The following is a 24,273-nucleotide window of genomic DNA, read 5'->3' as shown; positions in this document are numbered from 1 at the left end:
CGAATCCTGCTGAGTCCGCCATACCCAAACAGGAAGCCCGCTCATTGAGCGGGCTTTTTGTTTTTCCAGGGTTTGTACTCCCAATCGCTTATGCGCCCCACGCCCTACGTTTTACATACGGCTAAGGCGCTCTGTGCCTGCATGCCAAGCCCTTGGCAGGGCGCACACCCAGCTCGCGCAATGCCATTGCACCGATGGTTTCATGCGTTGTCAGAGCAATGACGCGCAAACGATTGTTATAGCCAAAAATTTAAGCGATCTGTCAGCTTGAGCAGTGTATGATTGCGCCCGTCAGCCCCGCCGGGGCTTGTGGATTACCACCATGGACTTACCCAGTAGTTACTCGCCAAACCGTTTCGTACAGATAGATCTAATCGATTGATTCCCCCGGCGTGCTCCGCGGCTGGGAGTGGAGTTCGCCTATGACTGAAGTAGAAGTAAAGAAAGCGCAAGAAAGCCTTCAGGACCGCCTGTCCCAGGTCGTTGACCTGCTTCAGCGCCAGCGCCTGGTCGAAGATGTCACCCACCGCCAGGAGGGTGCGCACAACGACCTGGTAGAAAACCTCGTCCACCGGCAGAATCTCGTCGAGTTGCAGCGCAAGCTCGATGACCTGCACCCCGCCGATATCGCCTACATCCTCGAAGCCTTGCCCCTCGAAGACCGCCTGACGGTCTGGCAGCTGGTGCGCTCGGATCGTGACGGCGACATTCTGCTTGAAGTGTCAGACGCCGTGCGCCAGTCGTTGATCGCCGACATGGACGATCACGAGCTGCTGGCTGCCGCCAAGGAAATGGACGCCGACGAGCTGGCCGACCTGGCACCTGAGTTGCCACGGGATGTGGTCCACGAGCTGATGGAAACCCTCGATGCCCAGCAACGCGAGCGCGTACGCTCTGCGCTGAGCTATGACGAGGAACAAGTCGGCGCGCTGATGGACTTCGAGATGGTGACCATCCGTGAAGACGTCAGCTTGGAAGTGGTATTGCGTTACCTGCGCCGTCTCAAGGAATTGCCCAACCACACCGACAAGCTGTTCGTGGTCGATCACGATGGCATTCTCAAGGGTGTGTTGCCGATCAAGCGCCTGCTGGTCAACGACCCGGACAAGCAAGTGGCCGACGTGATGGCCACCGATCCTGTGTCCTTCCACCCCGATGAAGACGCCTACGACGCAGCCCAGGCCTTCGAGCGCTATGACCTCGTATCGGCACCGGTCGTGGACAAGAGCGATCGGCTCATCGGTCGTTTGACCATCGACGAAATGGTCGACCTGATTCGCGAAGAGAGTGAGAGCGAAGTGCTGAACATGGCCGGTCTGCGCGAAGAAGAGGACATCTTCGCGTCGGTTTGGCGTTCGCTGCGCAACCGTTGGGCGTGGCTGGCCGTGAACCTGATCACCGCTTTCGTCGCATCCCGGGTGATCGGCTTGTTCGAAGGGTCCATCGAGAAGCTGGTTGCCCTGGCTGCGCTGATGCCGATCGTGGCGGGCATCGGTGGCAACTCCGGCAACCAGACCATCACCATGATTGTGCGCGCCATGGCCCTTGACCAGGTATCTCCCGGTAATACCTCGCGCCTGATGCGCAAAGAGCTGGCGGTGTCCTTGATCAACGGATTGATATGGGGTGGCGTCATCGGTGCCGTGGCCTTCTGGCTCTATGGCAGCTGGTCGCTGGGCCTGGTAATGACAGCCGCGATGACCTTGAACCTGCTGCTCGCGGCTCTGATGGGCGTGTTGATACCGATGACCTTGACGCGGCTGGGGCGCGACCCGGCAATGGGGTCGAGCGTGATGATCACCGCAGTCACCGACAGCGGCGGCTTCTTTATCTTCCTGGGGCTCGCCACGGTGTTCCTGCTCTAACGGCTCGGGGCGTTACGCCTTGCGTAACGCCTGGCCTGCCTGGGTGATAGATGGCAGGTAGGCGGCTACCCCTTAAAACAAAAAAGCCAGCATCAGCTGGCTTTTTTGTGGGTGACAGCAAAGGTTTGCGTCAGGAAGCGTCGGCGGCCATTTCCACGTCATGGGCAATCAGGGCAACCAGCGCATTCTGCTGGCGATGGGAGAGCTGGCGGAAGCGTTGCAGCAGTTCGCGTTCGTGCAACGACAGTTCAGGGCTGTCCAGGCGCATGCTCAATTCCTCACCCAGGGCACCTTCCTGGATAAGGCTCTGCTCCAGGCGTGCAATGATCTCCGAGTTCATGCTGCGGTGGTGGTTGCGTGCTACCTCGGCGATGCGCTCACGCATCCCGTCTGGCAGGCGAACGACGAACTTGTCAGCAGTGCGGCTCGAATAAATAGCCTGTTTCATTGGGCGCATATAAATTGACCAGATTTTGGTTCAGGGGAAGCGGTTCTCAAATTGGCCGCGCGGGGTGGAAATACGACCGCCTTATCGCCAAAATGTTCAACCGGTTGTGCAGATGGACGCTCATCTTGCCTCAATGCTGCCGTTTCCTTGGCGTCAATTCTGTGACAAATAGTGATCTTCATAAAGGCTTTATGCCAGTACCAATTATCAGAAATGAGCACTGGTTAAAATTTTCCCATGTCCAATAGCGGCCTCACGTCAGACGTATCCCCGCGAATCCTGCAAAAAACCTGAAACCTGCGCCGAAAGTAGCGTCAAACGCACAGGTTCTTAACCTGAGAGCATAGTGGCAATGCACCATGATGCAAGCTGCGTTTCGCCGCCTAGAGGCAAGCTGATTCTGTTGATCGGACCGTCTGGCGCGGGCAAAGACTCATTGATCGACGCTGCCCGACCTCAGCTGGCGGCAGCGCGTGTCGAAATCGCCCGTCGAGTCATCACACGCTCGCCTGAGGCCAAAGGGGAGGCCGCAGTAGGCGTCGATGCCGAGCAGTTCGAACGGATGAAGCTGCAAGGCGCATTCGCCATGCATTGGCAGGCCAATGGGTTGCAGTACGGTATCCCCCGGCAGATAGACGAGTGGCTAGCGCAGGGCAGGTCGGTGCTGGTAAACGGCTCGCGCGGCCACCTGGCTCAGGCGCGTATCCGCTACCCTGACTTGCTGGCCATCCGTGTGGACGTCAGTCTCGATATCCTGCGTCAACGCCTGCAGGCCCGCGGCCGGGAGACTCAAGCCGAGATCGACCAGCGCCTGGCTCGGCATGTCAGCTTGAGTGATGCGGCCGACGATGGCGTACGAACGGTGGACAACTCGACTACGCTGTCCACGGCAGTGGAGGCCTTGCTGGGCGTGTTGCGAGAAGAGGGCGTTATCCAGGCTCACTAGGGCTGCGGAAAAGGATTACGCTCAAATGGCACTCCAACACATGACAAACGGCGACACGCTGGTTAACATGCACGCCGTCCCGCTGAGCAGCGCCTGCTGCCAGTTGTTGTGTCTCAGTAGCTCAATTGGATAGAGCATCCCCCTCCTAAGGGGAAGGTTGCAGGTTCAATTCCTGCCTGGGACGCCATTTCTCCCCAGTGCCTCCAGCACTCCGTTCTCCTGCGCCAATCGCCCGTTACAAATCTACGCCTTAAGACGTATTTCAGCCCTACGCCCGTACCCCTATGCTTGCCCCGTCAAAGGCCGCCCTCACTGGGCGCGCGCCGTCTCTGTCCACCTTCAGCAGCCCTTGGACTGGGGGCGCAGTTGCTGGTTATCCAGGAGTTTGCATGAACCAGCACGTCACCCCCGTGCCCACGGGCTTTACCCAGGAGCAGCTGCACACGCTCTATGACCTGATCAGCGACGGTATCTGGGACTGGGATGCCAACACGGGTTATGTCTATCGCAATCCTGGCTGGTACCTCATGCTTGGCTATGGGCCTCACTCGCAGGAAAACTCGGTATTGACCTGGGAGCGGTTGATTCACCCCGACGATTTCCAGCGTGTCATGGCCCACTTCGATGCCTACATCCATCAGCGCAACGAGCGTTACCTGGTCGAGTACCGGTGCCGCTGCGCCGACGGCAGCTACCTGTGGGTCGAGGACAGTGGGTACGTCATTGCACGCAATCCGGACGGCTCGGTGGCACGCATGCTGGGTGCCCATCGCAACATCGACAGCGGCAAGCGGCAACTGGCGCAGCTTGAGCGGCGCAACCAATCGCTGGAATGCCTGGTCGCCGAGCGCACGCGCGAATTGTCCTGGGTGAACGAGCAGCTCCAGCGCCAACTGGACGAAAACCGCGAGCTTGCCGAGCGTGATTCCCTGACGCGCATCGCCAACCGCTATCGGTTGGAGAATGTGCTCAAGCAGGAGTGCGAGCGGGCTCAGCGCTTTCGCCAGCCGCTGTCGATCATCGCCATGGACATGGATGACTTCAAGCCTATCAACGACCAATACGGCCATGCGCAGGGGGACGCCGCCTTGGTTCGCGTAGCCGAGGCATTGCGCTCACGCCAGCGCACTACCGACTTGCTGGCGCGTTGGGGGGGTGATGAATTTGTCCTGGTCCTGGCCCAGACGAGCCTGGAGCAAGCCTGCGCCTGCGCCGAACAACTGCGCGAGGTGGTAGCGCAGTTGGAGCCCATTGGCGAGTGTCGATTGACCTTGAGCTACGGCGTGGTGCAGTGGCGCGAAGACGACGACCCGCACAGTCTGCTGGCGCGCGCCGATCAGGCGCTTTACCGGGCAAAGGGCGCAGGCAAGAACGCCGTCGCCCAATGACCTGGCTGACCCAGGCTGCGGCAAGGGTCAGATGTGCAGTGCGTGGCCCAGCGCGCGCAGGGCGGCCTCCTGGACCGCCTCGCCCAGGGTTGGGTGGGCATGAATCGTGCCTGCCACATCTTCCAGCCGCGCGCCCATTTCCAGTGACTGGGCAAAGGCAGTGGACAGTTCGGAGACAGCCACGCCTACCGCTTGCCAACCCAGCACGAGGTGGTTGTCGCGGCGTGCCACCACCCGCACAAACCCCGTCTTGGACTCCAGGCTCATGGCCCGCCCGTTGGCGGCAAAGGGGAATTGCGCCACGATGCAGTCCAGCCCTTGCGCCACCGCCTGATCAGGGGTCAGGCCAGCGACGACCACTTCCGGGTCGGTGAAGCACACCGCAGCGATCGCAGCCGGCTCGAAGCGACGTGGCTTGCCAGCGATGCGTTCGGCGACCATTTCGCCTTGGGCCATCGCCCGGTGCGCCAGCATCGGCTCGCCCGCCACGTCACCAATGGCCCACACGTTGCGCATGCTGGTCTGGCACTGCGCGTCGATGGCAATCGCCGCGCCATTCATGCGCAGGTCCAGGCATTCGAGGTTAAAACCTTGGGTGCGCGGGCGCCTGCCGGCCGCTACCAGTACCCTGTCGGCATCAAGGCGCAGGGGCGAGCCTTCGCTATTGCGGGCCACCAGCGTGCCTTGCTCATAGCCTTCCACCTTGTGGTCGAGGTAAACGGCGATGCCGAGCTTTTTCAGCGACTCGGCCACGGGGGCGGTGAGCTCGGCGTCGTAGGTGGGCAACACCCGTTCGCGGGCCTCCACCACACTCACCTGCGCACCCAGCTTGCGGTACGCAGTGCCCAGTTCCAAACCGATGTATCCGCCACCGACCACCACCAAATGGCGCGGCACCGTAGTGGGCGTCAGTGCCTCGGTCGATGAAATGACGGCGTCCCCCAGCGGCAGCATGGGCAGCTCAATGCTGCTCGAGCCCGTGGCCAGCAACAGGTGCTCGCAGCGGATGCGCTGGTCGTCGACCTCCACGTGCTTGCCGTCGAGCAACTTCGCCCAGCCCTGGATGACCTTGACCCCGTGCTTTTTCAGCAGGGCGGCTACACCGGTGGTCAGCCGGTCGACGATACCGTCTTTCCATGCAACGCTCTGATGAATGTCCAGCTCGGGGGAGGCTACGCGGATGCCAAGTTGGGAGCCCTCGGCAAACCGGGTGGCTTGATGGAACTGCTCGGCTACATGAATCAAGGCTTTTGACGGAATGCAGCCGATGTTCAGGCACGTTCCGCCCAGCGCTTGCCCTTCGACCAGCACCGTAGGTATGCCCAGCTGGCCGGCGCGGATGGCGGCCACATAGCCGCCGGGGCCGCCGCCGATGATCAACAGCGTGGTTTCGATGATCGGTTGCATGCTCACTCCACAAACAGGCAGGCGGGTTGTTCCAGCAGGCTTCGCACGGCCTGGATGAACAGCGCGGCGTCCATGCCATCGACAACACGATGGTCGAACGAGCTGGACAGGTTCATCATCTTGCGCACCACGATCTGGCCGTCGATGACCACGGGCCGCTCGACCATGCGGTTGACGCCCACGATGGCCACTTCCGGGGTGTTGACCACTGGCGTGCTGACGATGCCGCCCAGTGCGCCGAGGCTGGTCAGGGTGATGGTCGAACCCGACAGTTCTTCGCGGCTGGCCTTGTTGGTGCGAGCGGCATTGGCCACACGGGCGATTTCCGCTGCATTGGCCCACAGGTTGCCTGCCTCGGCATGGCGCAGCACCGGCACCATCAGGCCGTTGTCCCCTTGGGTCGCGATGCCGACGTGCACCGCGCCATGGCGGGTGATGACCTGTGCTTCGTCATCGTACGTAGCGTTGATCTGTGGAAAATCACGCAGTGCCACGACCAGCGCACGGACCAGGAACGGCAGCAGGGTGAGCTTGCCGCGGTCTTGGCCGTGCTTGCTGTTGAGCTGCTGGCGCAGCGCTTCGAGAGCAGTGACGTCGATTTCTTCGACGTAGCTGAAGTGGGCCACGCGCCGTTTGGCGTCCTGCATGCGCTGGGCGATCTTGCGCCGCAAGCCGATTACCGGGACTTGCTCGCTGTCGATGCGCTTGCCGTAGCCGCTTGGCGCTTGCTCACCGGTGCGTTGGGGCTGGCTGAGGAAGGCATCGAGGTCTTCATGCAGGATGCGCCCGGCAGGGCCGCTCCCATGCACATAACGCAGCTCGATGCCGGCATCCAGCGCGCGTTTGCGTACCGCGGGCGAGGCGAGGGGTTTGTCGCTGGCCTGGCGGGGCGCCAGCGGTGCGGCCGGGCGGTTGGCCGGGGGCGTCAGCGTGGCCTGCGCGGGTTGTTCCTGTGCAGCCTGCTTGGGGGCTTCGCTGGCAGGTGGTGTTTCGGCGGCCTTGGCCTGCGGGGCGTCCACATGGTTGCCGTTGCCCTCGACCTCGATGCGGATCAGCTCGCTGCCAACCGACATCACTTCACCAGGCTGGCCGCCCAGGGCCATGACCTTGCCACTGACCGGGGAGGGGATCTCCACCGTGGCCTTGTCGGTCATGACATCGGCCACGACCTGATCCTCGGCGATTAGGTCGCCCACCTTGACGAACCACTCGACCAACTCAACCTGCGCGATGCCTTCGCCAATGTCCGGCATCTTGATGACATGCGTGCCCATTCAGACCTCCATGACCTTTTTCAATGCCGCACCCACCCGCGATGGCCCTGGGAAATACGCCCACTCCTGTGCATGGGGGTAGGGCGTGTCCCAACCGGTTACGCGCTCGATGGGCGCCTCCAGGTGATGGAAGCAGTGCTCTTGTACTAGCGCGACCAGTTCGGCGCCGAACCCGCAGGTTCGCGTGGCCTCATGTACCACCACGCAGCGGCCGGTCTTCTGCACCGAGGCGACGATGGTTTCCAGGTCCAGCGGCCACAGGCTGCGCAGGTCGATCACCTCGGCATCGACGCCTGTCTCTTCGGCCGCGACCTGGGCGACATAGACCGTCGTGCCATAGGTGAGGACCGTGACGTCGTTGCCGGGCCGGGTTACCACTGCCTTGTCCAGGGGCACGGTGTAGTAACCGTCGGGCACGGCGCTTTGGGGATGCTTGGACCATGGCGTCACAGGACGGTCGTGGTGGCCATCGAAGGGGCCGTTGTACAGGCGCTTGGGCTCAAGGAAGATGACCGGGTCATCGCACTCGATCGAGGCAATGAGCAGCCCCTTGGCGTCATAGGGGTTGGACGGCATGACGGTGCGCAGCCCGCACACCTGGGTGAACATCGCTTCCGGGCTCTGGCTGTGGGTCTGGCCACCATAAATGCCCCCGCCACATGGCATGCGCAGGGTCAGCGGCGAGATGAACTCGCCAGCAGAGCGGTAACGCAGCCGCGCCATTTCCGACACGATCTGGTCCGAGGCTGGATAGAAATAATCGGCGAACTGAATCTCCACCACCGGCCGCAAGCCGTAGGCACCCATGCCCACCGCCGTGCCGACGATCCCGCTTTCGGAAATCGGGGCATCGAACACCCGCGATTTGCCGTACTTGTTCTGCAGGCCCTCGGTGCATCGGAAGACGCCGCCGAAGTAACCGACGTCCTGGCCATACACGACCACGTTATCGTCGCGCTCGAGCATGATGTCCATGGCCGAGCGCAGGGCCTGGATCATGGTCATGGTGGTGGTGGCCATGGCGGTTTCCGGGTTGATGCTGTTGTTGTGATCGTTCATTTCAGACCCCCAGTTCCTGACGTTGGCGACGCAGGTGGTCCGGCATTTCCTTGTACACGTCCTCGAACATCGAAGCGGCACTGGGGATGTGTCCGTTGGCAAGGGTGCCGTACTGCTCGGCTTCCTTCTGCGCGGCGATCACGGCAGCCTCGAATTCGGCCGTGGTGGCCTGGTGTTCTTCTTCGGACCAGTGGCCGATCTTGACCAGGTGCTGCTTCAGGCGAGCGATCGGATCGCCCAGCGGGAAGTGGCTCCAATCGTCCGCAGGGCGGTACTTGGACGGATCATCGGACGTGGAATGCGGGCCAGCACGGTAGGTGACCCACTCGATCAGGCTGGGGCCGAGGCCGCGGCGTGCGCGTTCGGCTGCCCAGCGCGAGGCCGCGTAGACGGCCACGAAGTCGTTGCCGTCCACGCGCAACGAGGCGATGCCACAGCCCACGCCGCGGCCGGCGAAGGTGGTGGACTCGCCGCCAGCGATGGCCTGGAACGTGGAAATCGCCCACTGGTTGTTGACCACGTTGAGGATGACTGGGGCGCGGTAGACGTGGGCGAAGGTAAGGGCGGTGTGGAAGTCCGATTCGGCGGTGGCACCATCGCCGATCCAGGCCGAGGCGATCTTGGTATCGCCCTTGATGGCCGAGGCCATGGCCCAGCCCACCGCTTGCACGAATTGGGTCGCCAGGTTGCCGCTGATGGTGAAAAAGCCAGCCTCGCGTACCGAATACATGATTGGCAACTGGCGGCCCTTGAGCGGATCACGCTCGTTGGAGAGCAGTTGGCAGATCATGTCCACCAGCGAAACGTCACGGGCGATCAGGATGCTTTGCTGGCGATAGGTCGGAAAGCACATGTCGGTGCGGTTCAGCGCCAGTGCCTGGGCACTGCCGATGGCTTCTTCGCCCAGGCTCTGCATGTAGAAGGACATCTTCTTCTGGCGCTGGGCGACGACCATGCGGCTGTCGAAGATCCGGGTCTTGAGCATGGCGCGCATGCCCTGACGCAGTACCTGCGGATCAATGTCCTCGGCCCAGGGGCCTTGGGCATTGCCCTGTTCATCCAGCACGCGCACCAGGCTGCCGGACAAGTCGGCGGTATCGGCGGCTTCTACGTCGATGGGCGGTTTACGGACCTGGCCGGCGTCATTCAGGCGCAGGTAGGAAAAATCGGTCTGGCAGCCTGGCCGGCCGGTAGGCTCGGGCACATGCAGGCGCAGGGGGGCGTACTCGTTCATGCTGTTTACGCTCGCTCGGGTATTTGTTTTTGTGAGCTTTGAAGCGGTCGCTGCTGAGTGCCGGCTCGTGACCAGCAGGTCAGCGTCAACTACATGTTAGTTGCCTCGGCGCAGAATATTTCTCTCTAGTTGATTGCCTTTGGCGAGCAGGCCAGATAAACATTTCGCATAAACACAAAAAACCGGTGATTTTGTCTCATGCGCAAACTCGATCGTACCGATATCGGCATTCTCAACAGCCTTCAGGAAAACGCCCGCATTACCAACGCCGAGCTGGCACGTTCGGTCAACCTGTCGCCTACGCCCTGTTTCAATCGGGTGCGGGCCATGGAGGAGCTTGGCGTCATTCGCCAGCAGGTCACGCTGTTGTCGCCCGAGGTGCTGGGGCTGGATGTGAATGTATTCATTCATGTGAGCCTGGAAAAACAGATAGAGCAGGCATTGCACCGCTTCGAGGAAGAGATCGCCGAACGGCCCGAGGTCATGGAGTGCTACCTGATGACTGGCGACCCGGACTACCTGCTGCGTGTGCTACTGCCCAGCATTCAGGCACTGGAGCGGTTTCTGGATTACCTGACCCGCCTGCCGGGCGTTGCCAACATTCGTTCCAGCTTCGCGCTCAAGCAGGTGCGCTACAAGACAGCCCTGCCGTTACCGGCAAACGGTATGACCTTGCGCGAATGACTGCTGTCCAAGTTCGTCGGTGCCCTGTGGCGTGGCCTGACCCGTCTATCACCTGGCCACGGACGAGGGACTATTCGATTTTGCAGCACGGGGCCTGCAACGCCTGTCGTAAGCCTTTATTCTGCACGTACCACTGCCAGCTCAACCCGGGAGCCGAAGGGATTTATGCGCACTATCTGGAAGCCGTTTCAGTCGTTGTATTTCGCTGCATTGATGATGTTGATCGGCTCGGGCCTGCTCAGTACCTACCTGGCGCTGCGCCTGGCTGCCGACAACGTCGATAGCCTGTGGGTCGGTGCCTTGATGGCGGCCAACTACTTCGGCCTTGCCGTGGGCGGCAAGGTCGGCCACCGGCTCATCGGCCGAGTAGGGCATATACGCGCCTATGCCACCTGCGCCGGGATCGTCGGCGCCGCCGTGCTTGGGCATGGCCTGACCAACTGGCTGCCGGCCTGGGTCGGGCTGCGGATGATCGTGGGCCTGGGCATGATGTGTCAGTACATGGTCATCGAAAGCTGGCTCAACGAGCAGGCGGACGTGAAGTACCGGGGCGCGGTATTCAGTGGGTACATGATCGCGTCCTACCTGGGCCTGGTGTTGGGTCAGCTGATACTGGTGGTGCACCCTGAGCTGGGGCTTGAGCTGCTGATGCTGGTCGCGATGTGCTTCGCCTTGTGCCTGGTGCCAGTGGCCATGACCCGCCGCATTCACCCTGCGCCGCTGCGTCCGGCACCCATGGAGCCGAAGTTCTTCATCAAGCGCGTACCGCAGTCGCTCAGTACCGTACTGGGTTCGGGTTTGATCGTCGGCTCGTTCTACGGCCTTGCTCCGCTGTATGCCGCCAGCCAGGGCCTGAGCACCGAGCAGATCGGTCTGTTCATGGGCTGCTGCATCTTCGCAGGGCTGGTGGTTCAGTGGCCGCTGGGCTGGTTGTCGGACCGTTACGACCGTGCGGTACTGATTCGCAGTGTCGCAGTGGGGCTGGCTGTGACCGCCGCGCCGCTGGCGATCCTGCCCGACGTGCCGCTGGAGTTGCTGTTCGCCATGGGCTTTGTGGTGTCGCTGTTGCAGTTCAGCCTGTACCCGCTGGCCGTGGCTTTTTCCAACGACCACGTGGAGAGCGAGCGCCGCGTTTCGCTGACTGCCATGTTGTTGGTGACTTACGGCGTGGGGGCATGCATCGGCCCCCTGGCAGCTGGCGTGCTGATGAAAGTGCTGGGGGTGCAGATGTTGTACGCCTTCTTCGTATTCTTTGCCCTGGTGCTGGTCTGGCGCATCCGTCCAAAAGCCGTTACTGGCCTGCACCAGGTCCAGGATGCCCCTCTGGGCCACGTCGCCATGCCCGCCGCCGGCTCGCCTCTGTCGGCAGCGCTGGACCCACGTGTGGATGAGCAGACCGTGCAGGATGTGATGCAGACACCGGTAGCGGCCGAGGATACGGAGGAGGCCGAGAAAGACAGCGAGTCGCCGCAGGAGGAGGTGCAAGGCGATAAGCCGGTTTGAATGTGGGGGAAGTTTGGGCAGCTGCTCGAGCATGAAATCAGAGACATGCGCTGTTTTGCTGTAGCTGTTGCTGTTGCTGCTTCTAAGCGCGCGGTAGCCCAGGCGCCGCAGATCGCGACTTCAGGAGGCCGAGCACAGGGCTTGCGCAGGGAGGTGACAGGCATGGATGCCTGTCAAGCGCTGGGCCCCAGGATGGGGCCTGCAGCGCGGTCCTCCCGGGAGCAAGCCCGGAGCGAGGGAACCCCGGAGCGCAGCGCAGGGGCCGTATGATAGGAGCAGGCGGTTTTTGCTTACTTTTTGACAAGACAAAAAGTGAGCCGCCGTAAGGGCGGAAGGGTGACTGCGCGCCACCCTCGCCAATGAATGCCTACACTGTTTTAAACGGCCATACCCACGCTTTAAAACTCAGTGATAGCACCCAAACTGCTGAAAGGCCGCAGGGGCCCAACCGCCAGCTGCAAATCAATAATCGTCCTTATCAAACCGCCGCGCCTCACGCTGCAGCTGATAGACAAAACTCTCCACCTTGCGCTGGGCAGGCCCACTGAGGTTATGAAAACGAACCCCAGCAAACGTGGTATTGATGCGCTCTTCATAATGCAGATGGCGCAGCTCGACCATGGTATCCACCAACCCAAGCGGTGCGCCGGCCTTGAAGCGTTCATAGACCTGACCCAGCTGCAGGCGATCCTCGACATTACCGTCAAAGCGCAGCTTGCACCCTGTAGCTGACACATCCAGCAACTTGCCACGCAAGGCACCATTGCCCTTGAGGTGCGTGCCATCAAGCATGATGTCCACCAGCTGCGACAGCTTCAGCGCGGCACGAAATGCGTTGCGGCGCTGGTGGTAGGTCATCTCCAGTGGCAGGCCGCCGCGGTAGCAGCGATGGCCGTCCACTTCGCTGATGCGCAAGCCGTGGGTGCATTCCCAGGCGATGCGCACACCATCATGAAAGCCTTCCACCCGGAAATGCTCGCCGTTTTCGATGAATTTCTCACCGTCGCGGGGGATCAGCTCGTCAAGCGCCAGCACATTGTTTTCCCGATCGACGTCCACCACGTAACTCTGGAAGCGATGGCCTCGGTCATGGAAGGTGATGATCAGGGGGTCGTGACTTTCCTGGAGCTGCCGTAAATTGGCCGCAATTTCCAAGGGTGTGCTCAGCACCTTGGGCGGTTGCGGGGCATCGGATTCATTGAACACGGCTTGACGTTCTCCAGGCAAAAGCGACACAGGCAATTAACAGCATTTTGCCAGTATGTGCCGTGCCTTGATAGGGAAATCACACTTGGCTGAGGGCGCGCGGCTTGGTCAGGGGCGAGGTGCTGCCGCGGCTGTTGTAGAGCGAGGGTGAGTCACCGCCCATGAGAATGCGTACCTGATTATTGGTGACCTGTTGCTGAACCTGAATGATACGGCCATTGGTCAAGTTGACCTGCTGACATTCATCCATCAGCTGCGCCAGCGTATCGAGTCGCTCCAGCATCACGTCACCGTGCGGCGATTGCGCCGCCACCGCCTGTACGCCGGCGCGGTCTGCGCTCAGGCCCAGGTCGGTCAGCAACTGGCCACGGCGCTGGCCGTGTTGTTCGAGCAGGATGATCAGTGACTGTTTGCGCGCCAGGATCTGCTCGAGCAACTGCATGTCGCGACCGTGCAGCGCGACGGCCTCGTTCTGCAGCAGCTCGAGCAGCTCCTGCATGGGGGCAATGTCTTGTTCGATCAGTTGCAGCAGCGTGGTGTCATGCATGGCTAACTCCCGGTTTTCAAGCGTCCATTGAAGTCAGCGCACCCGACGGTCAACGCTGTGCTTCGAAATCAAGCAGCTTGCTGGCGACCCGGCCGGCATCAACCTGGTAGCTGCCGTCGGCAATGGCCTGTTTGAGCTGGGCTACCTTGGCGCTGTTGACGACGGGTTCATCGCGCAGCTTGTCGCTGATCTTTTGCAACTGCTGGGCCTCTGGGCTCAGGTGTACGGCTTCTCCGCTTGCACCCGCGCCCTTTACTGTTTCCTGGCTGGCGGCCGGCTTTTCAGTGCTGCCAGGGGCATTGCTGCCGCGTACGCCGCCGGTGACGGCCGGGGAATTATTCAAACGACTGAAGTCGATGACCATGATCAGAAAACCTCTGGGTTTATGGACGCTTGCCTTGTTTTCGGCCAACTCACGATAAACTTTAGGCACAAATGCGTGGCTGTCTTGAGCGACAGCCTGTTACCCGTTTTCTGACACAGTCTAAAAAAAGCGGTTCCCGTGCGCCAGCGGCTTCCGCCCACTGGCTTACATGCTCACCTCGACCTGGCCCGGGCCTGTCACCATGGCCTTGACCACGCGTTTGGAATTGAGGTTGCGCACCCGAATCTGCTCGCTGATGCCGCCTTTGCTCAGCGCCTCGCCAGGCATGCGTACGCTCAACGTGCCGCTGCGGGCAACGATCACCACATGATCGCCTTTGCGCACCACCTCCGCCTGCTCCAGGTGCTGAGGCGTCAGCACCTGATCCATCACCGTCGGGCGCAGCATCTTCATGCCGACCGCCTGGCCCATATCGGTCAGAAACCCTTGGCCCAGCGTGCCGACGTCCCGTTCGCGCAGGGCCACATCACCTTCGCTCACCACGTTGTCCCGTCGCAGCGGGCGGGTGACCACGACCACCTCGCGGAACAAGCGAACGGTGGCGGGCACGAACACGGTCCAAGGCGCCGCGCCGTCGCAGCGCACACGCACCGTCACCCGCCCCAGCGGCACGCTCGGGCTTTCCAACGAGGCGTCGAGCGCCTGGCTGCACAGGGGCATGCGCAACCGTGGGTCCAACGGGTTGACCTGAATCTCGTAGCGGCCGGCCGTTTGGGTCGTGGCGAGATAATCTTCGACGGTGAACTCAAGAAACCCCTGGGTGACACCGATAAGCTGTTCAGGCATGGTGAACGCGTCCGCCCAGGTGCGAACCGGTACCAGCAGGCACAGTGCGGCCAGCAAGCCAGCCAGCAGGCGCGTCAATCGTCGGGAAACTGTCGTTTTCATGTACATGGCGCTCAAAAAAGCAAAGCCCGTGCCGACTTCTTGAGTGAGTGGCAACGAATGGCTGACAGGTAAGGAGTTCGGCATGGCGGGGGTTATGGATTCGGTCAACCAGCGCACACAGCTGGTAGGGCAGAATCGCCTGGAACTGCTGCTGTTCCGCCTCAACGGCGAACAGCTTTATGGCATCAACGTTTTCAAGGTCAGGGAAGTGCTGCAATGCCCTGCGCTGACCATTCTGCCCAAGGCGCACCCGGTAGTGCGCGGCGTCGCCAACATTCGCGGCGCGACGATCCCGATCCTTGACCTGTCGATGGCCACCGGCCTGCGCCCGTTGCAGGAGGACACGCGCAGCAGTTTCGTGATCATTACCGAGTACAACACCAAGACCCAGGGCTTCCTGGTGCACTCGGTCGAGCGCATCGTCAACATGAACTGGGAAGAAATCCATCCGCCACCCAAGGGGACCGGCCGCGATCACTACCTGACGGCAGTCACTCGGGTGGACAACCGCATGGTCGAGATCATCGACGTGGAGAAGGTGCTGGCCGAGGTTGCGCCGTCTTCGGAGTCGGTGTCGGCGGGTGTGGTGGACGCCGAGGTGCAGGACAAGGCCGTGATGCTGCGGGTGTTGACCGTCGACGATTCGTCGGTGGCACGCAAGCAGGTCAGCCGCTGCCTGCAGACCGTCGGCGTCGAGGTGGTGGCGCTCAATGACGGTCGCCAGGCCTTGAACTACCTGCGCCAGTTGGTGGACGAAGGCAAGAAGCCCGAAGAAGAGTTTCTGATGATGATTTCCGACATTGAGATGCCGGAAATGGACGGCTATACCCTGACAGCGGAAATTCGCAGCGACCCGCGCATGCAAAAACTGCACATCTGCCTGCATACTTCCCTGTCCGGGGTGTTCAACCAGGCGATGGTCAAGAAAGTGGGCGCCGATGACTTCCTGGCCAAGTTCCGGCCGGATGATCTGGCCCAGCGCGTGGTTGACCGGATCAAGGCAGCGCATTGAAAGGCGCCGGGGTTCGCCCCGGCCACAGTGATTGAAAAGAGGCGGCAGCAGTGTCTACGGGTAATTTGGATTTCGAACAGTTCCGGGTATTTCTGGAAAAAGCCTGTGGCATCTTGCTGGGCGAGAATAAGCAGTACCTGGTGTCCAGCCGCCTCAACAAGTTGATGGAGCAGCAGGGCATCAAGAGCCTGGGCGAGCTGGTGCAGCGCATTCAGGCGCAGCCGCGTGGCGGCCTGCGCGAGCAGGTGGTCGACGCCATGACCACCAACGAAACCCTGTGGTTTCGCGATACCTACCCGTTCGAGGTGCTCAAGAACAAGGTCATCCCCGAGTTCATCCGCAACAACCCCGGCCAGCGCCTGCGCATGTGGTCGGCGGCGTGCTCGTCGGGCCAGGAGCCGTACTCCATCTCCATGGCCATCGACGAGTTCGAACGCAGCAACCTGGGCCAGCTGAAAATGGGCGCGCAGATCGTTGCGACCGACCTGTCGGGCACCATGCTCAACAACTGCAAGACTGGCGAATACGACAGCCTGGCGATAGCCCGCGGCTTGTCGGCCGAGCGCCTGCAGCGCTACTTCGACCCCAAGGGGCCGGGGCGCTGGGCCATCAAGCCGGCGATTCGCAACCGGGTGGAGTTCCGCTCGTTCAACCTGCTCGACAGCTATGCGAGCCTGGGCAAATTCGACATCGTGTTCTGCCGCAACGTGTTGATCTACTTTTCGGCCCAGGTCAAGAAAGACATCCTGCTGCGCATCCACAGCACGCTCAAGCCGGGCGGGTACTTGTTCCTGGGCGCATCCGAAGCCCTCAACGGCCTGCCGGATCATTACCAGATGGTGCAATGCAGCCCGGGGATCATCTACCAGGCCAAGTAGGCCTGAGTCGTATATGGCGCTGACAAGACGTCTTGTCAGCGGCCTTCACTGAGTCGGCCCTGCCGCTGACGTCAAATTTTTGTTTTGCCGCTCAAGTGCGCTTCTTTTTGCCGCTTGTGGCCATTCGGCCACGTGTAGTTTGCCGCTTTTCTGGCATCGCGCCCCTGCGAGCAGGGCTGCAAGGCCTTGAATCCGGGCTTTGCAGATGTTGGCACAAGCTTTGCTAAAACCTTCGGCAACGACACTCTGGTCAACCGCTGAAGGTTTCCCCGACATGAGCATCAGCTTCGACAAGGCGCTTGGTATCCATGAAAAGGCCCTGGGCTTTCGTGCGCAACGCGCCGAAGTGCTGGCCAACAACATCGCCAACGCCGACACCCCCAACTACAAGGCCCGTGACCTGGACTTCGCCTCTGTGCTGGCCGCCGAAAGCGACAAGCAGCAGAACGGCGGCCGCTTCGGTCTGGAGCGCACCAACAGCCGGCACATCGAGGCCGACGGCGTGGCGCTGAGCGACGAAGCCCTCAAGTACCGCACGCCGATGCAGCCCTCGATCGACCAGAACACCGTGGACGCGCAGATCGAGCAGTCCAACTACACCGAAAATGCCATCGGCTTCCAGGCCAGCTTCACGTTGCTCAACAGTAAATTCAAAGGGCTGGTGTCAGCCCTGCGGGGAGAATGACCATGTCCCTTTCCAGTGTCTTCAACATTGCCGGTTCCGGCATGAGCGCGCAGAACACGCGCCTGAACACCGTCGCCTCCAACATCGCCAACGCCGAGACGGTCTCGTCGAGCATCGACCAGACTTACCGCGCTCGTCATCCCGTGTTCGCCACCACGTTCCAGAACACCCAGGCCGGCACCAGCCAGTCGCTGTTCGAGGACCAGGGCGAGGCAGGGCAGGGCGTGCAGGTAACTGGCATCGTCGAGGACCAGAGCAACCTCGAGGCTCGCTACGAGCCCAGCCACCCGGCGGCGAACAAGGACGGCTACGTGTATTACCCCAACGTCAACGTGGTCGAGGAGATGGCTGACATGATCTCGGCCAGCCGCGCGTTCCAGACCAATGCCGAGTTGATGAACACGGCCAAGAGCATGATGCAGAAGGTACTGACCCTGGGTCAGTGATAGGACGCCGACATGACCACCACCAATGCCACAGGCGACGTCGGTAGTAGCTACCTGAACTCGCTGCAACGCAAAGAAAGCAAGAACGACGATAAGACCGGCGCCGCCGGCAGTGCGCTGGGCAAAGATGCCTTCCTGCAGCTGCTGGTCACCCAGATGAAGAACCAGAACCCCCTCGACCCGCAGCAGAACGGCGAGTTCGTGGCGCAGTTGGCGCAGTTCAGCAGTCTGGAAGGTATCCAGACCCTGAACAGCTCGGTCAATTACATCGCCGGTGCGTTTCAGTCTTCCCAGGCCTTGCAGGCGTCGTCGCTGGTCGGGCGCAACGTGATCGTGCAGACCGACAAGGCCATGGTCGACACCAGCAAGGACATGAAGGGCTCGGTGAACCTGACCGGCTCGAGTACCGCCACCTCGGTGGGGGTGTACGACAAGGACGGCAAGCTGGTGCGCACCCTCGATCTGGGTTCCCAGGCTGGCGGCAAGGTGGACTTCACCTGGGATGGCAAGGATGACGCCGGTGAGGCCCTGCCGGCCGGCACCTACAGCTTCAAGGCCACCGCCTCGATCAACGGCACGGCCACGGCCATGACCACCAACCTGCCGGCCACCGTCACCAGCGTGACCATGGGCACCAACGGCGGCGAAATGTCGCTGAACCTGGCAGGGCTGGGCAGCGTTCCACTTTCCACCATTCAAAGCATCGGCATCTAGGGCCTAGGGCACATCTTCAGGAGTTAGCGTATGTCTTACAACATTGGCTTAAGTGGCCTCAATGCAGCCAACAAGGCCCTGAACGTAACCGGCAACAACATTGCCAACGTCGCCACCACCGGCTTCAAGGCCTCGCGCGCCGAATTCGCCGACCAGTACTCAAGCTCCATTCGCGGCACCAGCGCCGGCCGTACCACCATTGGTACCGGTGTAAGAACCGCCGCCATCTCCCAGCAGTTCAGCTCTGGCAACATCAACGGCACCGGCCAGGCGCTGGACATGGCCATCGACGGCAACGGCTTCTTCGCGCTCAACGACAACGGCTCGAAGATCTATACCCGGGCCGGGGCGTTCTACAGCGACAAGCAGGGCTTCGTCGTCAATGCCGGCGGCGCCAACCTGCAAGGTTATGGCGTCGATGAGAATGGCCAGGTGGTCCAGGGTGTCTTGACCAACCTTCAGATCGACACGGCCAACCTCACCCCCAAGGCCACGTCCAAGATCGATCAGACGGTCAACCTCAAATCCAGCGATGGCGCGCCGACGGTCACCCCGTTCGACCCAGCCGACGTCAAGAGCTACAACTTCACGTTCTCCAGCGACGTGTACGACAGCCAGGGCAATGCGCACCAGTTGAACCAGTACTTCATCAAGGATGACACGTCCAATTCCTGGAAGATGTACAGCACCATCGATGGTCGCAACCCACAGGACCCGACCTCCACGCAGCCGCTGATCAATGACCTGCCGTTCAAGTCCGACGGCACGCTCAACGCCGATGCCCTCACGGCCGGGCCGGTAGCCGGTGGCCTGTCGATCAATGCCAACAAGACCTTCAACCTGGACAACTGGATCCCCGCGCAGAAGAACGCTGCCGGCCAGTGGTCGGCCAACGGCGCCAACGCCAACCCCGGCGGCGTCAGCCTCGACATGCTGGGCATGACCCAATACAACGCGGCCTCGGCCGTGACCGCCAAGGATCAGGACGGGTTCGCTACCGGTGAACTGTCCAGCCTGTCGGTAGACAAGGGCGGTTTCCTGTTCGCCAACTTCACCAATGGCAAGAACAAGGTCATCGGCCAGGTCGCCATTGCCAGCTTCGCCAACATGCAGGGCCTGACGCCGATTGGCGGCACCAACTGGCAAGAGTCGTTTTCGTCGGGTGTCCCGGTGATCGGCGCGCCGGACACCGGCACCCTGGGCCAGATTGCAGGTTCCTCGCTGGAAGATTCCAACGTCGACCTGACCGGCGAGCTGGTCAACCTGATCAAGGCGCAGAGCAACTACCAGGCCAACGCCAAGACGATTTCCACCGAAAGCACCATCATGCAGACCATCATTCAGATGAGCTGATGACGTGCTCAGGCGTGATACGTGGGGTTCAAGGGCAAGGTCGGTGAAGCATGCCGGTTTGTTGTCCTTGCTCCTGGTGATAGGGGGCGGCAGTGCCCAATGGGCAGAGGCCGCCCCGAGGCCTTTCTTCCTGTGGCAAAGCCTGGTCACCGGGCGATACATCTGCGTCCAAGGCAACCCGGGTTCAGGCTGGACCCGGTTTGCCGGCCCCTATAAAAACGGTGCCTGCCGCGATCACTGATCCAGGCGTGCTGATCCGATGCCAACAAACTGACACCGACGCTAAAGCCGTCGCGCTGAAGTGCCCGATTCGCCGGGGTGCAAAGCTGGTTCGATTATTGCTTGACCCTGCCTGATGACAGCGCGGTACTGGCGCGCGGAGGAGATGCTGTGGACAAATTGCTTTACGTGGCCATGACCGGCGCCAGCCAGAACGCGCTGGCCCAGAAGGCCCACGCCAACAATCTGGCGAACGTTTCCACCAACGGCTTCCAGCGTGACCTGGAGCAGGCCCGCTCGATGCCGGTCTTTGGCGACAGCTTCCCGGCGCGGGCCTTTGCCCTGACCGAGCGCCCGGCCACCGACTTCAGCGAAGGGCCGATGATCGAAACCGGTCGCGACCTGGACGTGGCGGTGAGCGGGCATGGCTTTATCGCCGTGCAGGCGCCTGACGGCAGCGAAGCCTACGTGCGCACCGGCAGCCTGAACATCGACGCCCTGGGCGTGTTGCGTGCCGGCAACGGCATGCCGGTGATCGGCAACGGCGGCCCGATTGCCATTCCACCTGAACAGAAGGTGGAAGTGGGTGCCGACGGCACCATCAGCATTCGTTCCATGGGCGAAGACCCACGGGTGATGGCCGAGGTCGACCGCATCAAGCTGGTCAACCCGGACACCAAGGGCCTGAACAAGGGCGCAGACGGCCTGATCCATACGGCCAGCGGCCAGCCGGCCGATGCCGACGTCAATGTTCGCGTGGTGTCGGGCTTTCTTGAAGGCAGCAACGTCAACGCAGTCGAGGAGATGACCTCAGTGCTGGCGTTGTCCCGCCAGTTCGAGCTGCACGTGAAGATGATGAGCGCGGCCAAGGAAGGCGATGAAGCCATGGCGCGGGTTTTGCAAATCGGCTAATGACATTTGAACGGGTGCCGTAAAACAGGCGCGCGAGGAGAACTTACATGCTTCCAGCTCTATGGGTCGCCAAAACCGGCCTGTCCGCCCAGGACACCAACCTGACGGTGATTTCCAACAACCTGGCCAACGTGTCGACCACCGGCTTCAAACGTGATCGCGCCGAGTTCCAGGACTTGCTGTACCAGATCCGTCGCCAGCCAGGCGCCCAGTCCACCCAGGACAGCCAGCTGCCCTCTGGCTTGCAGGTGGGTACTGGCGTGCGCATCGTCGGCACCCAGAAAAGCTTCGTGGCTGGCAGCCTGCAGACCACCGAGAACCCGCTGGACATGGCGGTCAATGGTCGCGGTTTCTTCCAGATCCTGCAGCCAGATGGCACGGTTTCGTACACCCGTGACGGCACCTTCCATCTCAACTCCGATGGCCAGATCGTCACCGCCAACGGCTACGCCCTGGAGCCTGCCATCGTCGTGCCCAACGACGCGCAGACCTTCACCGTTGGCCAGGACGGTACCGTGTCCATCACCACCGCCGGTAACCCGGCCGCCCAGGTGATCGGCAACATCCAGACCGCCGACTTCATCAACCCGGCGGGCTTGCAGGCCATTGGTGGCAACCTGTTCCTGGAAACAGCCGCCAGCGGCGCCCCCCAGGTCGGCACCCCGGGCCTGAACGGCTTCGGTACCACCTTGCAGCAAACCCTGGAGAACTCCAACGTCAGCACCGTGGAAGAGCTGGTGAACATGATCACCACCCAGCGCGCCTACGAGATGAACTCCAAGGTCATATCTGCCGCCAACTCGATGCTGCAGACCGTTACCCAGCAGCTGTGATCCCAGCAACTTCCGTAGCACCCGCGAGGTATGCATCATGAATCGTCTGTTGTCCGTTTTCGCCCTGGGCGGTGCGGTGTTGCTTGCAGGCTGCGTCGCCCCGGCGGCCAAGCCCAACGACCCGTACTATGCGCCGGTGCTCCCGCGCACCCCTCTGCCGGCAGCGGCCAACAACGGTTCGATCTACCAGGCCGGGTTCGAGCAGAACCTGTACGGCGACCGCAAGGCGTTCCGTGTGGGTGACATCATCACCATCACGCTGAACGAGCGCACGTCGGCCAGCAAGAACGCAGGCTCCCAGATTCAGAAGAACAGCAAGGCCAGCCTTGGCCTGTCGTCGCTGTTCGGGGCCAAGCCGAACACCAACAACCCGTTCGGCGGCGGCGACCTGTCGCTCGATGCCGGCTACAGCGGTGATCGCACCACCAAGGGCGACAGCAAGGCCACCCAGGGCAACACCCTGACCGGCTCGGTGACCGTCACCGTGGCCGAAGTGCTGCCCAATGGCATCATCGCCGTGCGCGGCGAGAAGTGGCTGACCCTGAATACCGGTGAAGAACTGGTGCGCATCGCCGGGCTCATTCGCGCCGACGACATCGCCACCGACAACACCGTGCCGTCCACGCGGGTGGCCGATGCGCGCATTACCTATTCCGGTACCGGCTCGTTTGCCGATGCCAGCCAGCCCGGGTGGCTGGACCGCTTCTTCATGAGCCCGCTTTGGCCCTTCTGAGTACCCTGACCATGCTCAACCTGAGGCAACTGCTCACCGCCACCTTGCTGCTGACCTGTGCCTGCGCGGCGCAAGCCGAGCGCCTGAAGGACATCGCCAGCATCTCGGGCGTACGCTCCAACCAGTTGATCGGCTACGGCCTGGTCGTCGGCCTCAACGGTACCGGCGACCAGACCACGCAAACGCCTTTCACCCTGCAGACGTTCAACAACATGCTCTCGCAGTTCGGCATCAAGGTGCCGCCTGGATCGGGCAACGTGCAGTTGAAAAACGTCGCCGCGGTGTCGGTGCATGCCGACTTGCCGGCTTTCGCCAAGCCAGGGCAGGTGGTGGACATCACCGTGTCGTCGATTGGTAACTCCAAGAGCCTGCGCGGGGGCAGCCTGTTGATGACCCCGCTCAAGGGCATCGACGGCAACGTCTACGCCATCGCCCAAGGCAACCTGGTGGTGGGCGGCTTCGATGCCGAAGGCCGCGACGGCTCGCGGATCACCGTCAACGTACCGTCTGCCGGCCGTATCCCGGGCGGCGCCAGCGTTGAGCGGGCAGTGCCAAGCGGTTTCAACCAGGGCAACACCCTGACCCTGAACCTCAACCGCCCCGACTTCACCACCGCCAAGCACATCGTCGACAAGGTCAATGACCTGCTCGGCCCTGGCGTGGCCCAGGCCGTGGACGGTGGTTCGGTGCGCGTGAGCGCGCCGATGGACCCCAGCCAGCGGGTGGACTACCTGTCGATCCTGGAAAACCTGGAAATCGACCCAGGCCAGGCAGTGGCCAAGGTGATCATCAACTCGCGTACCGGCACCATCGTCATCGGCCAGAACGTCAAGGTGTCGCCAGCGGCGGTGACCCACGGCAGCTTGACCGTGACCATCACCGAAGACCCCATCGTCAGCCAGCCGGGCCCGCTTTCCAACGGCCAGACCGCCGTGGTCCCGCGCTCGCGGGTCAATGCCGAGCAGGAAGCCAAGCCGATGTTCAAGTTCGGCCCGGGTACCACGCTGGATGAAATCGTCCGGGCGGTGAACCAGGTGGGCGCCGCGCCCGGTGACCTGATGGCCATTCTCGAAGCCCTGAAACAGGCCGGCGCCTTGCAGGCCGACCTGATCGTGATCTGAGGACGGCGTCGATGAACAGCAAGAGCCTGGTTTCCGGCAGTGTCGACAGCGGTGCCTTCACCGACCTCAACCGCCTAAATGCCCTCAAGCACGGTGACCGCGACAGCGAAGCCAACGTGCGCAAGGTGGCCCAGGAGTTCGAGTCGATGTTCATCAGCGAGATGCTCAAGGCCTCGCGCAAGGCCAGCGATGTCCTGGCCGACGACAACCCGATGAACACCGAGACGGTCAAGCAGTACCGGGACATGTACGACCAACAGTTGTCGGTGAGCATGTCCCGCGAGGGTGGCGGTATCGGCCTGCAGGATGTGCTGGTACGTCAGCTGACCAAAAGCCGCAGTGCCGCCGCCAATACCAGCCCGTTCCCGCGAGGGCAGGCCGGCCCGGTGCTGTGGGGCAGCAAGGTCGCAGACCCGGTTCACGCCACGCAAGCGGCCAGCACCCGCAACGACGTCGCCGCGCTCAATGCGCGGCGCCTGGCGCTGCCCAGCCGTCTTACCGACCGCCTGCTGGCGGGCATCGTGCCTACTGCG

General features: G+C 62.0%; 25 protein-coding genes and 1 tRNA gene. 17 read left to right on the top strand and 9 right to left on the bottom strand.

Annotation, left to right across the window (positions count from 1 at the left end):
- The first annotated feature begins 422 nt into the window (after window positions 1–422).
- Window positions 423–1,865, top strand: a complete 1,443-nt coding sequence (gene mgtE / locus B2S33_RS10165) for a magnesium transporter (protein ID WP_023533822.1) — start codon at window positions 423–425, stop codon at window positions 1,863–1,865.
- Window positions 1,866–1,995: 130 nt separating this feature from the next.
- Here the strand turns inward: mgtE and B2S33_RS10160 are convergent, their stop codons facing one another.
- Window positions 1,996–2,322: an Arc family DNA-binding protein gene (locus B2S33_RS10160; RefSeq protein ID WP_027915923.1), complete on the bottom strand. Its 327-nt coding sequence runs from the start codon at window positions 2,320–2,322 to the stop codon at window positions 1,996–1,998.
- Between the two features lie 343 nt (window positions 2,323–2,665).
- Between B2S33_RS10160 and phnN the strand changes: the two genes are divergently transcribed.
- The 3 genes from phnN (at window position 2,666) to B2S33_RS10145 (ending at window position 4,647) form a co-directional block, all read left to right on the top strand.
- Window positions 2,666–3,259, top strand: a complete 594-nt coding sequence (phnN, locus tag B2S33_RS10155) for a phosphonate metabolism protein/1,5-bisphosphokinase (PRPP-forming) PhnN (RefSeq protein ID WP_110607041.1) — start codon at window positions 2,666–2,668, stop codon at window positions 3,257–3,259.
- Window positions 3,260–3,369: 110 nt separating this feature from the next.
- A tRNA-Arg gene (locus B2S33_RS10150) sits at window positions 3,370–3,446 on the top strand.
- Between the two features lie 202 nt (window positions 3,447–3,648).
- A complete protein-coding gene (locus B2S33_RS10145) occupies window positions 3,649–4,647 on the top strand; it encodes a sensor domain-containing diguanylate cyclase (protein WP_028688021.1) in 999 nt (332 codons plus the stop codon).
- Window positions 4,648–4,674: 27 nt separating this feature from the next.
- Here B2S33_RS10145 and lpdA read toward each other — a convergent pair whose 3' ends face one another.
- From lpdA to B2S33_RS10125, 4 genes are read right to left on the bottom strand one after another with little or no spacing between them, the layout of a single operon-like run.
- Window positions 4,675–6,054, bottom strand: a complete 1,380-nt coding sequence (lpdA, locus tag B2S33_RS10140; RefSeq protein ID WP_145280148.1) for a dihydrolipoyl dehydrogenase — start codon at window positions 6,052–6,054, stop codon at window positions 4,675–4,677.
- A gap of 2 nt (window positions 6,055–6,056) precedes the next feature.
- A complete protein-coding gene (locus B2S33_RS10135; protein ID WP_145280146.1) occupies window positions 6,057–7,328 on the bottom strand; it encodes a dihydrolipoamide acetyltransferase family protein in 1,272 nt (423 codons plus the stop codon).
- Window positions 7,329–8,387 carry an alpha-ketoacid dehydrogenase subunit beta gene (locus B2S33_RS10130; RefSeq protein WP_027915928.1) on the bottom strand — a complete coding sequence of 353 codons (1,059 nt, stop codon included), beginning with the start codon at window positions 8,385–8,387 and terminating at the stop codon, window positions 7,329–7,331.
- A 1-nt stretch (window position 8,388) separates the two neighbouring features.
- Complete coding sequence (locus B2S33_RS10125) at window positions 8,389–9,621, bottom strand: 3-methyl-2-oxobutanoate dehydrogenase (2-methylpropanoyl-transferring) subunit alpha (RefSeq protein ID WP_027915929.1); 1,233 nt, start codon at window positions 9,619–9,621, stop codon at window positions 8,389–8,391.
- A 198-nt stretch (window positions 9,622–9,819) separates the two neighbouring features.
- Between B2S33_RS10125 and bkdR the strand changes: the two genes are divergently transcribed.
- Both bkdR and B2S33_RS10115 read left to right on the top strand, forming a co-directional pair.
- Entirely contained in the window at window positions 9,820–10,305 is a 486-nt protein-coding gene (bkdR, locus tag B2S33_RS10120) for a Bkd operon transcriptional regulator BkdR (RefSeq protein ID WP_023533792.1), read from the top strand.
- Between the two features lie 165 nt (window positions 10,306–10,470).
- On the top strand, window positions 10,471–11,808 hold the full coding sequence (locus tag B2S33_RS10115) for an MFS transporter (protein ID WP_145280144.1): 1,338 nt from the start codon (window positions 10,471–10,473) through the stop codon (window positions 11,806–11,808).
- Between the two features lie 462 nt (window positions 11,809–12,270).
- Here the strand turns inward: B2S33_RS10115 and B2S33_RS10110 are convergent, their stop codons facing one another.
- From B2S33_RS10110 to flgA, 4 genes are all read right to left on the bottom strand, one after another.
- Window positions 12,271–13,014, bottom strand: coding sequence for a flagellar brake protein (locus B2S33_RS10110; protein ID WP_027915931.1), 744 nt, complete (start codon window positions 13,012–13,014; stop codon window positions 12,271–12,273).
- A gap of 79 nt (window positions 13,015–13,093) precedes the next feature.
- Window positions 13,094–13,561 (bottom strand): flagella synthesis protein FlgN, encoded by a 468-nt coding sequence (locus B2S33_RS10105; RefSeq protein ID WP_027915932.1) that lies wholly within the window; start codon window positions 13,559–13,561, stop codon window positions 13,094–13,096.
- Window positions 13,562–13,610: 49 nt separating this feature from the next.
- Window positions 13,611–13,925, bottom strand: a complete 315-nt coding sequence (gene flgM / locus B2S33_RS10100) for a flagellar biosynthesis anti-sigma factor FlgM (protein WP_023533930.1) — start codon at window positions 13,923–13,925, stop codon at window positions 13,611–13,613.
- 165 nt (window positions 13,926–14,090) lie between these two features.
- A complete protein-coding gene (flgA, locus tag B2S33_RS10095) occupies window positions 14,091–14,840 on the bottom strand; it encodes a flagellar basal body P-ring formation chaperone FlgA (protein ID WP_110607044.1) in 750 nt (249 codons plus the stop codon).
- Between the two features lie 76 nt (window positions 14,841–14,916).
- Between flgA and B2S33_RS10090 the strand changes: the two genes are divergently transcribed.
- The 11 genes from B2S33_RS10090 to B2S33_RS10040 form a co-directional block, all read left to right on the top strand.
- Entirely contained in the window at window positions 14,917–15,846 is a 930-nt protein-coding gene (locus B2S33_RS10090) for a chemotaxis protein CheV (RefSeq protein ID WP_023533940.1), read from the top strand.
- 50 nt (window positions 15,847–15,896) lie between these two features.
- The gene (cheR, locus tag B2S33_RS10085) at window positions 15,897–16,724 is read left to right on the top strand and encodes a protein-glutamate O-methyltransferase CheR (protein WP_023533991.1); all 828 of its coding nucleotides are present in this window, start codon (window positions 15,897–15,899) and stop codon (window positions 16,722–16,724) included.
- Between the two features lie 274 nt (window positions 16,725–16,998).
- On the top strand, window positions 16,999–17,409 hold the full coding sequence (gene flgB / locus B2S33_RS10080; RefSeq protein ID WP_023533958.1) for a flagellar basal body rod protein FlgB: 411 nt from the start codon (window positions 16,999–17,001) through the stop codon (window positions 17,407–17,409).
- A gap of 2 nt (window positions 17,410–17,411) precedes the next feature.
- Window positions 17,412–17,855, top strand: a complete 444-nt coding sequence (flgC, locus tag B2S33_RS10075) for a flagellar basal body rod protein FlgC (RefSeq protein WP_023533977.1) — start codon at window positions 17,412–17,414, stop codon at window positions 17,853–17,855.
- A gap of 12 nt (window positions 17,856–17,867) precedes the next feature.
- Window positions 17,868–18,569: a flagellar hook assembly protein FlgD gene (flgD, locus tag B2S33_RS10070; RefSeq protein WP_027915934.1), complete on the top strand. Its 702-nt coding sequence runs from the start codon at window positions 17,868–17,870 to the stop codon at window positions 18,567–18,569.
- A gap of 30 nt (window positions 18,570–18,599) precedes the next feature.
- Window positions 18,600–19,922 (top strand): flagellar hook protein FlgE, encoded by a 1,323-nt coding sequence (gene flgE / locus B2S33_RS10065; protein ID WP_049695617.1) that lies wholly within the window; start codon window positions 18,600–18,602, stop codon window positions 19,920–19,922.
- 390 nt (window positions 19,923–20,312) lie between these two features.
- Complete coding sequence (locus tag B2S33_RS10060) at window positions 20,313–21,053, top strand: flagellar basal body rod protein FlgF (RefSeq protein WP_023533964.1); 741 nt, start codon at window positions 20,313–20,315, stop codon at window positions 21,051–21,053.
- Between the two features lie 47 nt (window positions 21,054–21,100).
- On the top strand, window positions 21,101–21,886 hold the full coding sequence (flgG, locus tag B2S33_RS10055; protein WP_023533986.1) for a flagellar basal-body rod protein FlgG: 786 nt from the start codon (window positions 21,101–21,103) through the stop codon (window positions 21,884–21,886).
- A gap of 37 nt (window positions 21,887–21,923) precedes the next feature.
- Window positions 21,924–22,619 carry a flagellar basal body L-ring protein FlgH gene (gene flgH, locus B2S33_RS10050; protein WP_023533931.1) on the top strand — a complete coding sequence of 232 codons (696 nt, stop codon included), beginning with the start codon at window positions 21,924–21,926 and terminating at the stop codon, window positions 22,617–22,619.
- 11 nt (window positions 22,620–22,630) lie between these two features.
- Entirely contained in the window at window positions 22,631–23,740 is a 1,110-nt protein-coding gene (locus tag B2S33_RS10045) for a flagellar basal body P-ring protein FlgI (RefSeq protein WP_023533921.1), read from the top strand.
- A gap of 11 nt (window positions 23,741–23,751) precedes the next feature.
- The coding region (locus B2S33_RS10040) for a rod-binding protein (RefSeq protein ID WP_288650212.1) at window positions 23,752–24,273 on the top strand (522 nt) is incomplete at its 3' end.

The organism is Pseudomonas sp. UBA5568, from assembly GCF_002425525.1.
GTDB lineage: Bacteria > Pseudomonadota > Gammaproteobacteria > Pseudomonadales > Pseudomonadaceae > Aquipseudomonas > Aquipseudomonas fulva.
The sequence above is the reverse complement of the archived record's forward strand: the minus strand, read 5'-3'. Positions and strand labels throughout refer to the sequence as shown.

Bases quoted from the DNA above. Each gene is read 5' to 3' on its own strand.
- mgtE (WP_023533822.1), top strand. From the start codon at position 423: ATGACTGAAGTAGAAGTAAAGAAAGCGCAAGAAAGCCTTCAGGACCGC.
- B2S33_RS10160 (WP_027915923.1), bottom strand. From the start codon at position 2,322: ATGCGCCCAATGAAACAGGCTATTTATTCGAGCCGCACTGCTGACAAG.
- phnN (WP_110607041.1), top strand. From the start codon at position 2,666: ATGCACCATGATGCAAGCTGCGTTTCGCCGCCTAGAGGCAAGCTGATT.
- B2S33_RS10145 (WP_028688021.1), top strand. From the start codon at position 3,649: ATGAACCAGCACGTCACCCCCGTGCCCACGGGCTTTACCCAGGAGCAG.
- lpdA (WP_145280148.1), bottom strand. From the start codon at position 6,054: ATGCAACCGATCATCGAAACCACGCTGTTGATCATCGGCGGCGGCCCC.
- B2S33_RS10135 (WP_145280146.1), bottom strand. From the start codon at position 7,328: ATGGGCACGCATGTCATCAAGATGCCGGACATTGGCGAAGGCATCGCG.
- B2S33_RS10130 (WP_027915928.1), bottom strand. From the start codon at position 8,387: ATGAACGATCACAACAACAGCATCAACCCGGAAACCGCCATGGCCACC.
- B2S33_RS10125 (WP_027915929.1), bottom strand. From the start codon at position 9,621: ATGAACGAGTACGCCCCCCTGCGCCTGCATGTGCCCGAGCCTACCGGC.
- bkdR (WP_023533792.1), top strand. From the start codon at position 9,820: ATGCGCAAACTCGATCGTACCGATATCGGCATTCTCAACAGCCTTCAG.
- B2S33_RS10115 (WP_145280144.1), top strand. From the start codon at position 10,471: ATGCGCACTATCTGGAAGCCGTTTCAGTCGTTGTATTTCGCTGCATTG.
- B2S33_RS10105 (WP_027915932.1), bottom strand. From the start codon at position 13,561: ATGCATGACACCACGCTGCTGCAACTGATCGAACAAGACATTGCCCCC.
- flgM (WP_023533930.1), bottom strand. From the start codon at position 13,925: ATGGTCATCGACTTCAGTCGTTTGAATAATTCCCCGGCCGTCACCGGC.
- flgA (WP_110607044.1), bottom strand. From the start codon at position 14,840: ATGTACATGAAAACGACAGTTTCCCGACGATTGACGCGCCTGCTGGCT.
- B2S33_RS10090 (WP_023533940.1), top strand. From the start codon at position 14,917: ATGGCGGGGGTTATGGATTCGGTCAACCAGCGCACACAGCTGGTAGGG.
- flgB (WP_023533958.1), top strand. From the start codon at position 16,999: ATGAGCATCAGCTTCGACAAGGCGCTTGGTATCCATGAAAAGGCCCTG.
- flgC (WP_023533977.1), top strand. From the start codon at position 17,412: ATGTCCCTTTCCAGTGTCTTCAACATTGCCGGTTCCGGCATGAGCGCG.
- flgD (WP_027915934.1), top strand. From the start codon at position 17,868: ATGACCACCACCAATGCCACAGGCGACGTCGGTAGTAGCTACCTGAAC.
- flgE (WP_049695617.1), top strand. From the start codon at position 18,600: ATGTCTTACAACATTGGCTTAAGTGGCCTCAATGCAGCCAACAAGGCC.
- flgG (WP_023533986.1), top strand. From the start codon at position 21,101: ATGCTTCCAGCTCTATGGGTCGCCAAAACCGGCCTGTCCGCCCAGGAC.
- flgH (WP_023533931.1), top strand. From the start codon at position 21,924: ATGAATCGTCTGTTGTCCGTTTTCGCCCTGGGCGGTGCGGTGTTGCTT.
- B2S33_RS10045 (WP_023533921.1), top strand. From the start codon at position 22,631: ATGCTCAACCTGAGGCAACTGCTCACCGCCACCTTGCTGCTGACCTGT.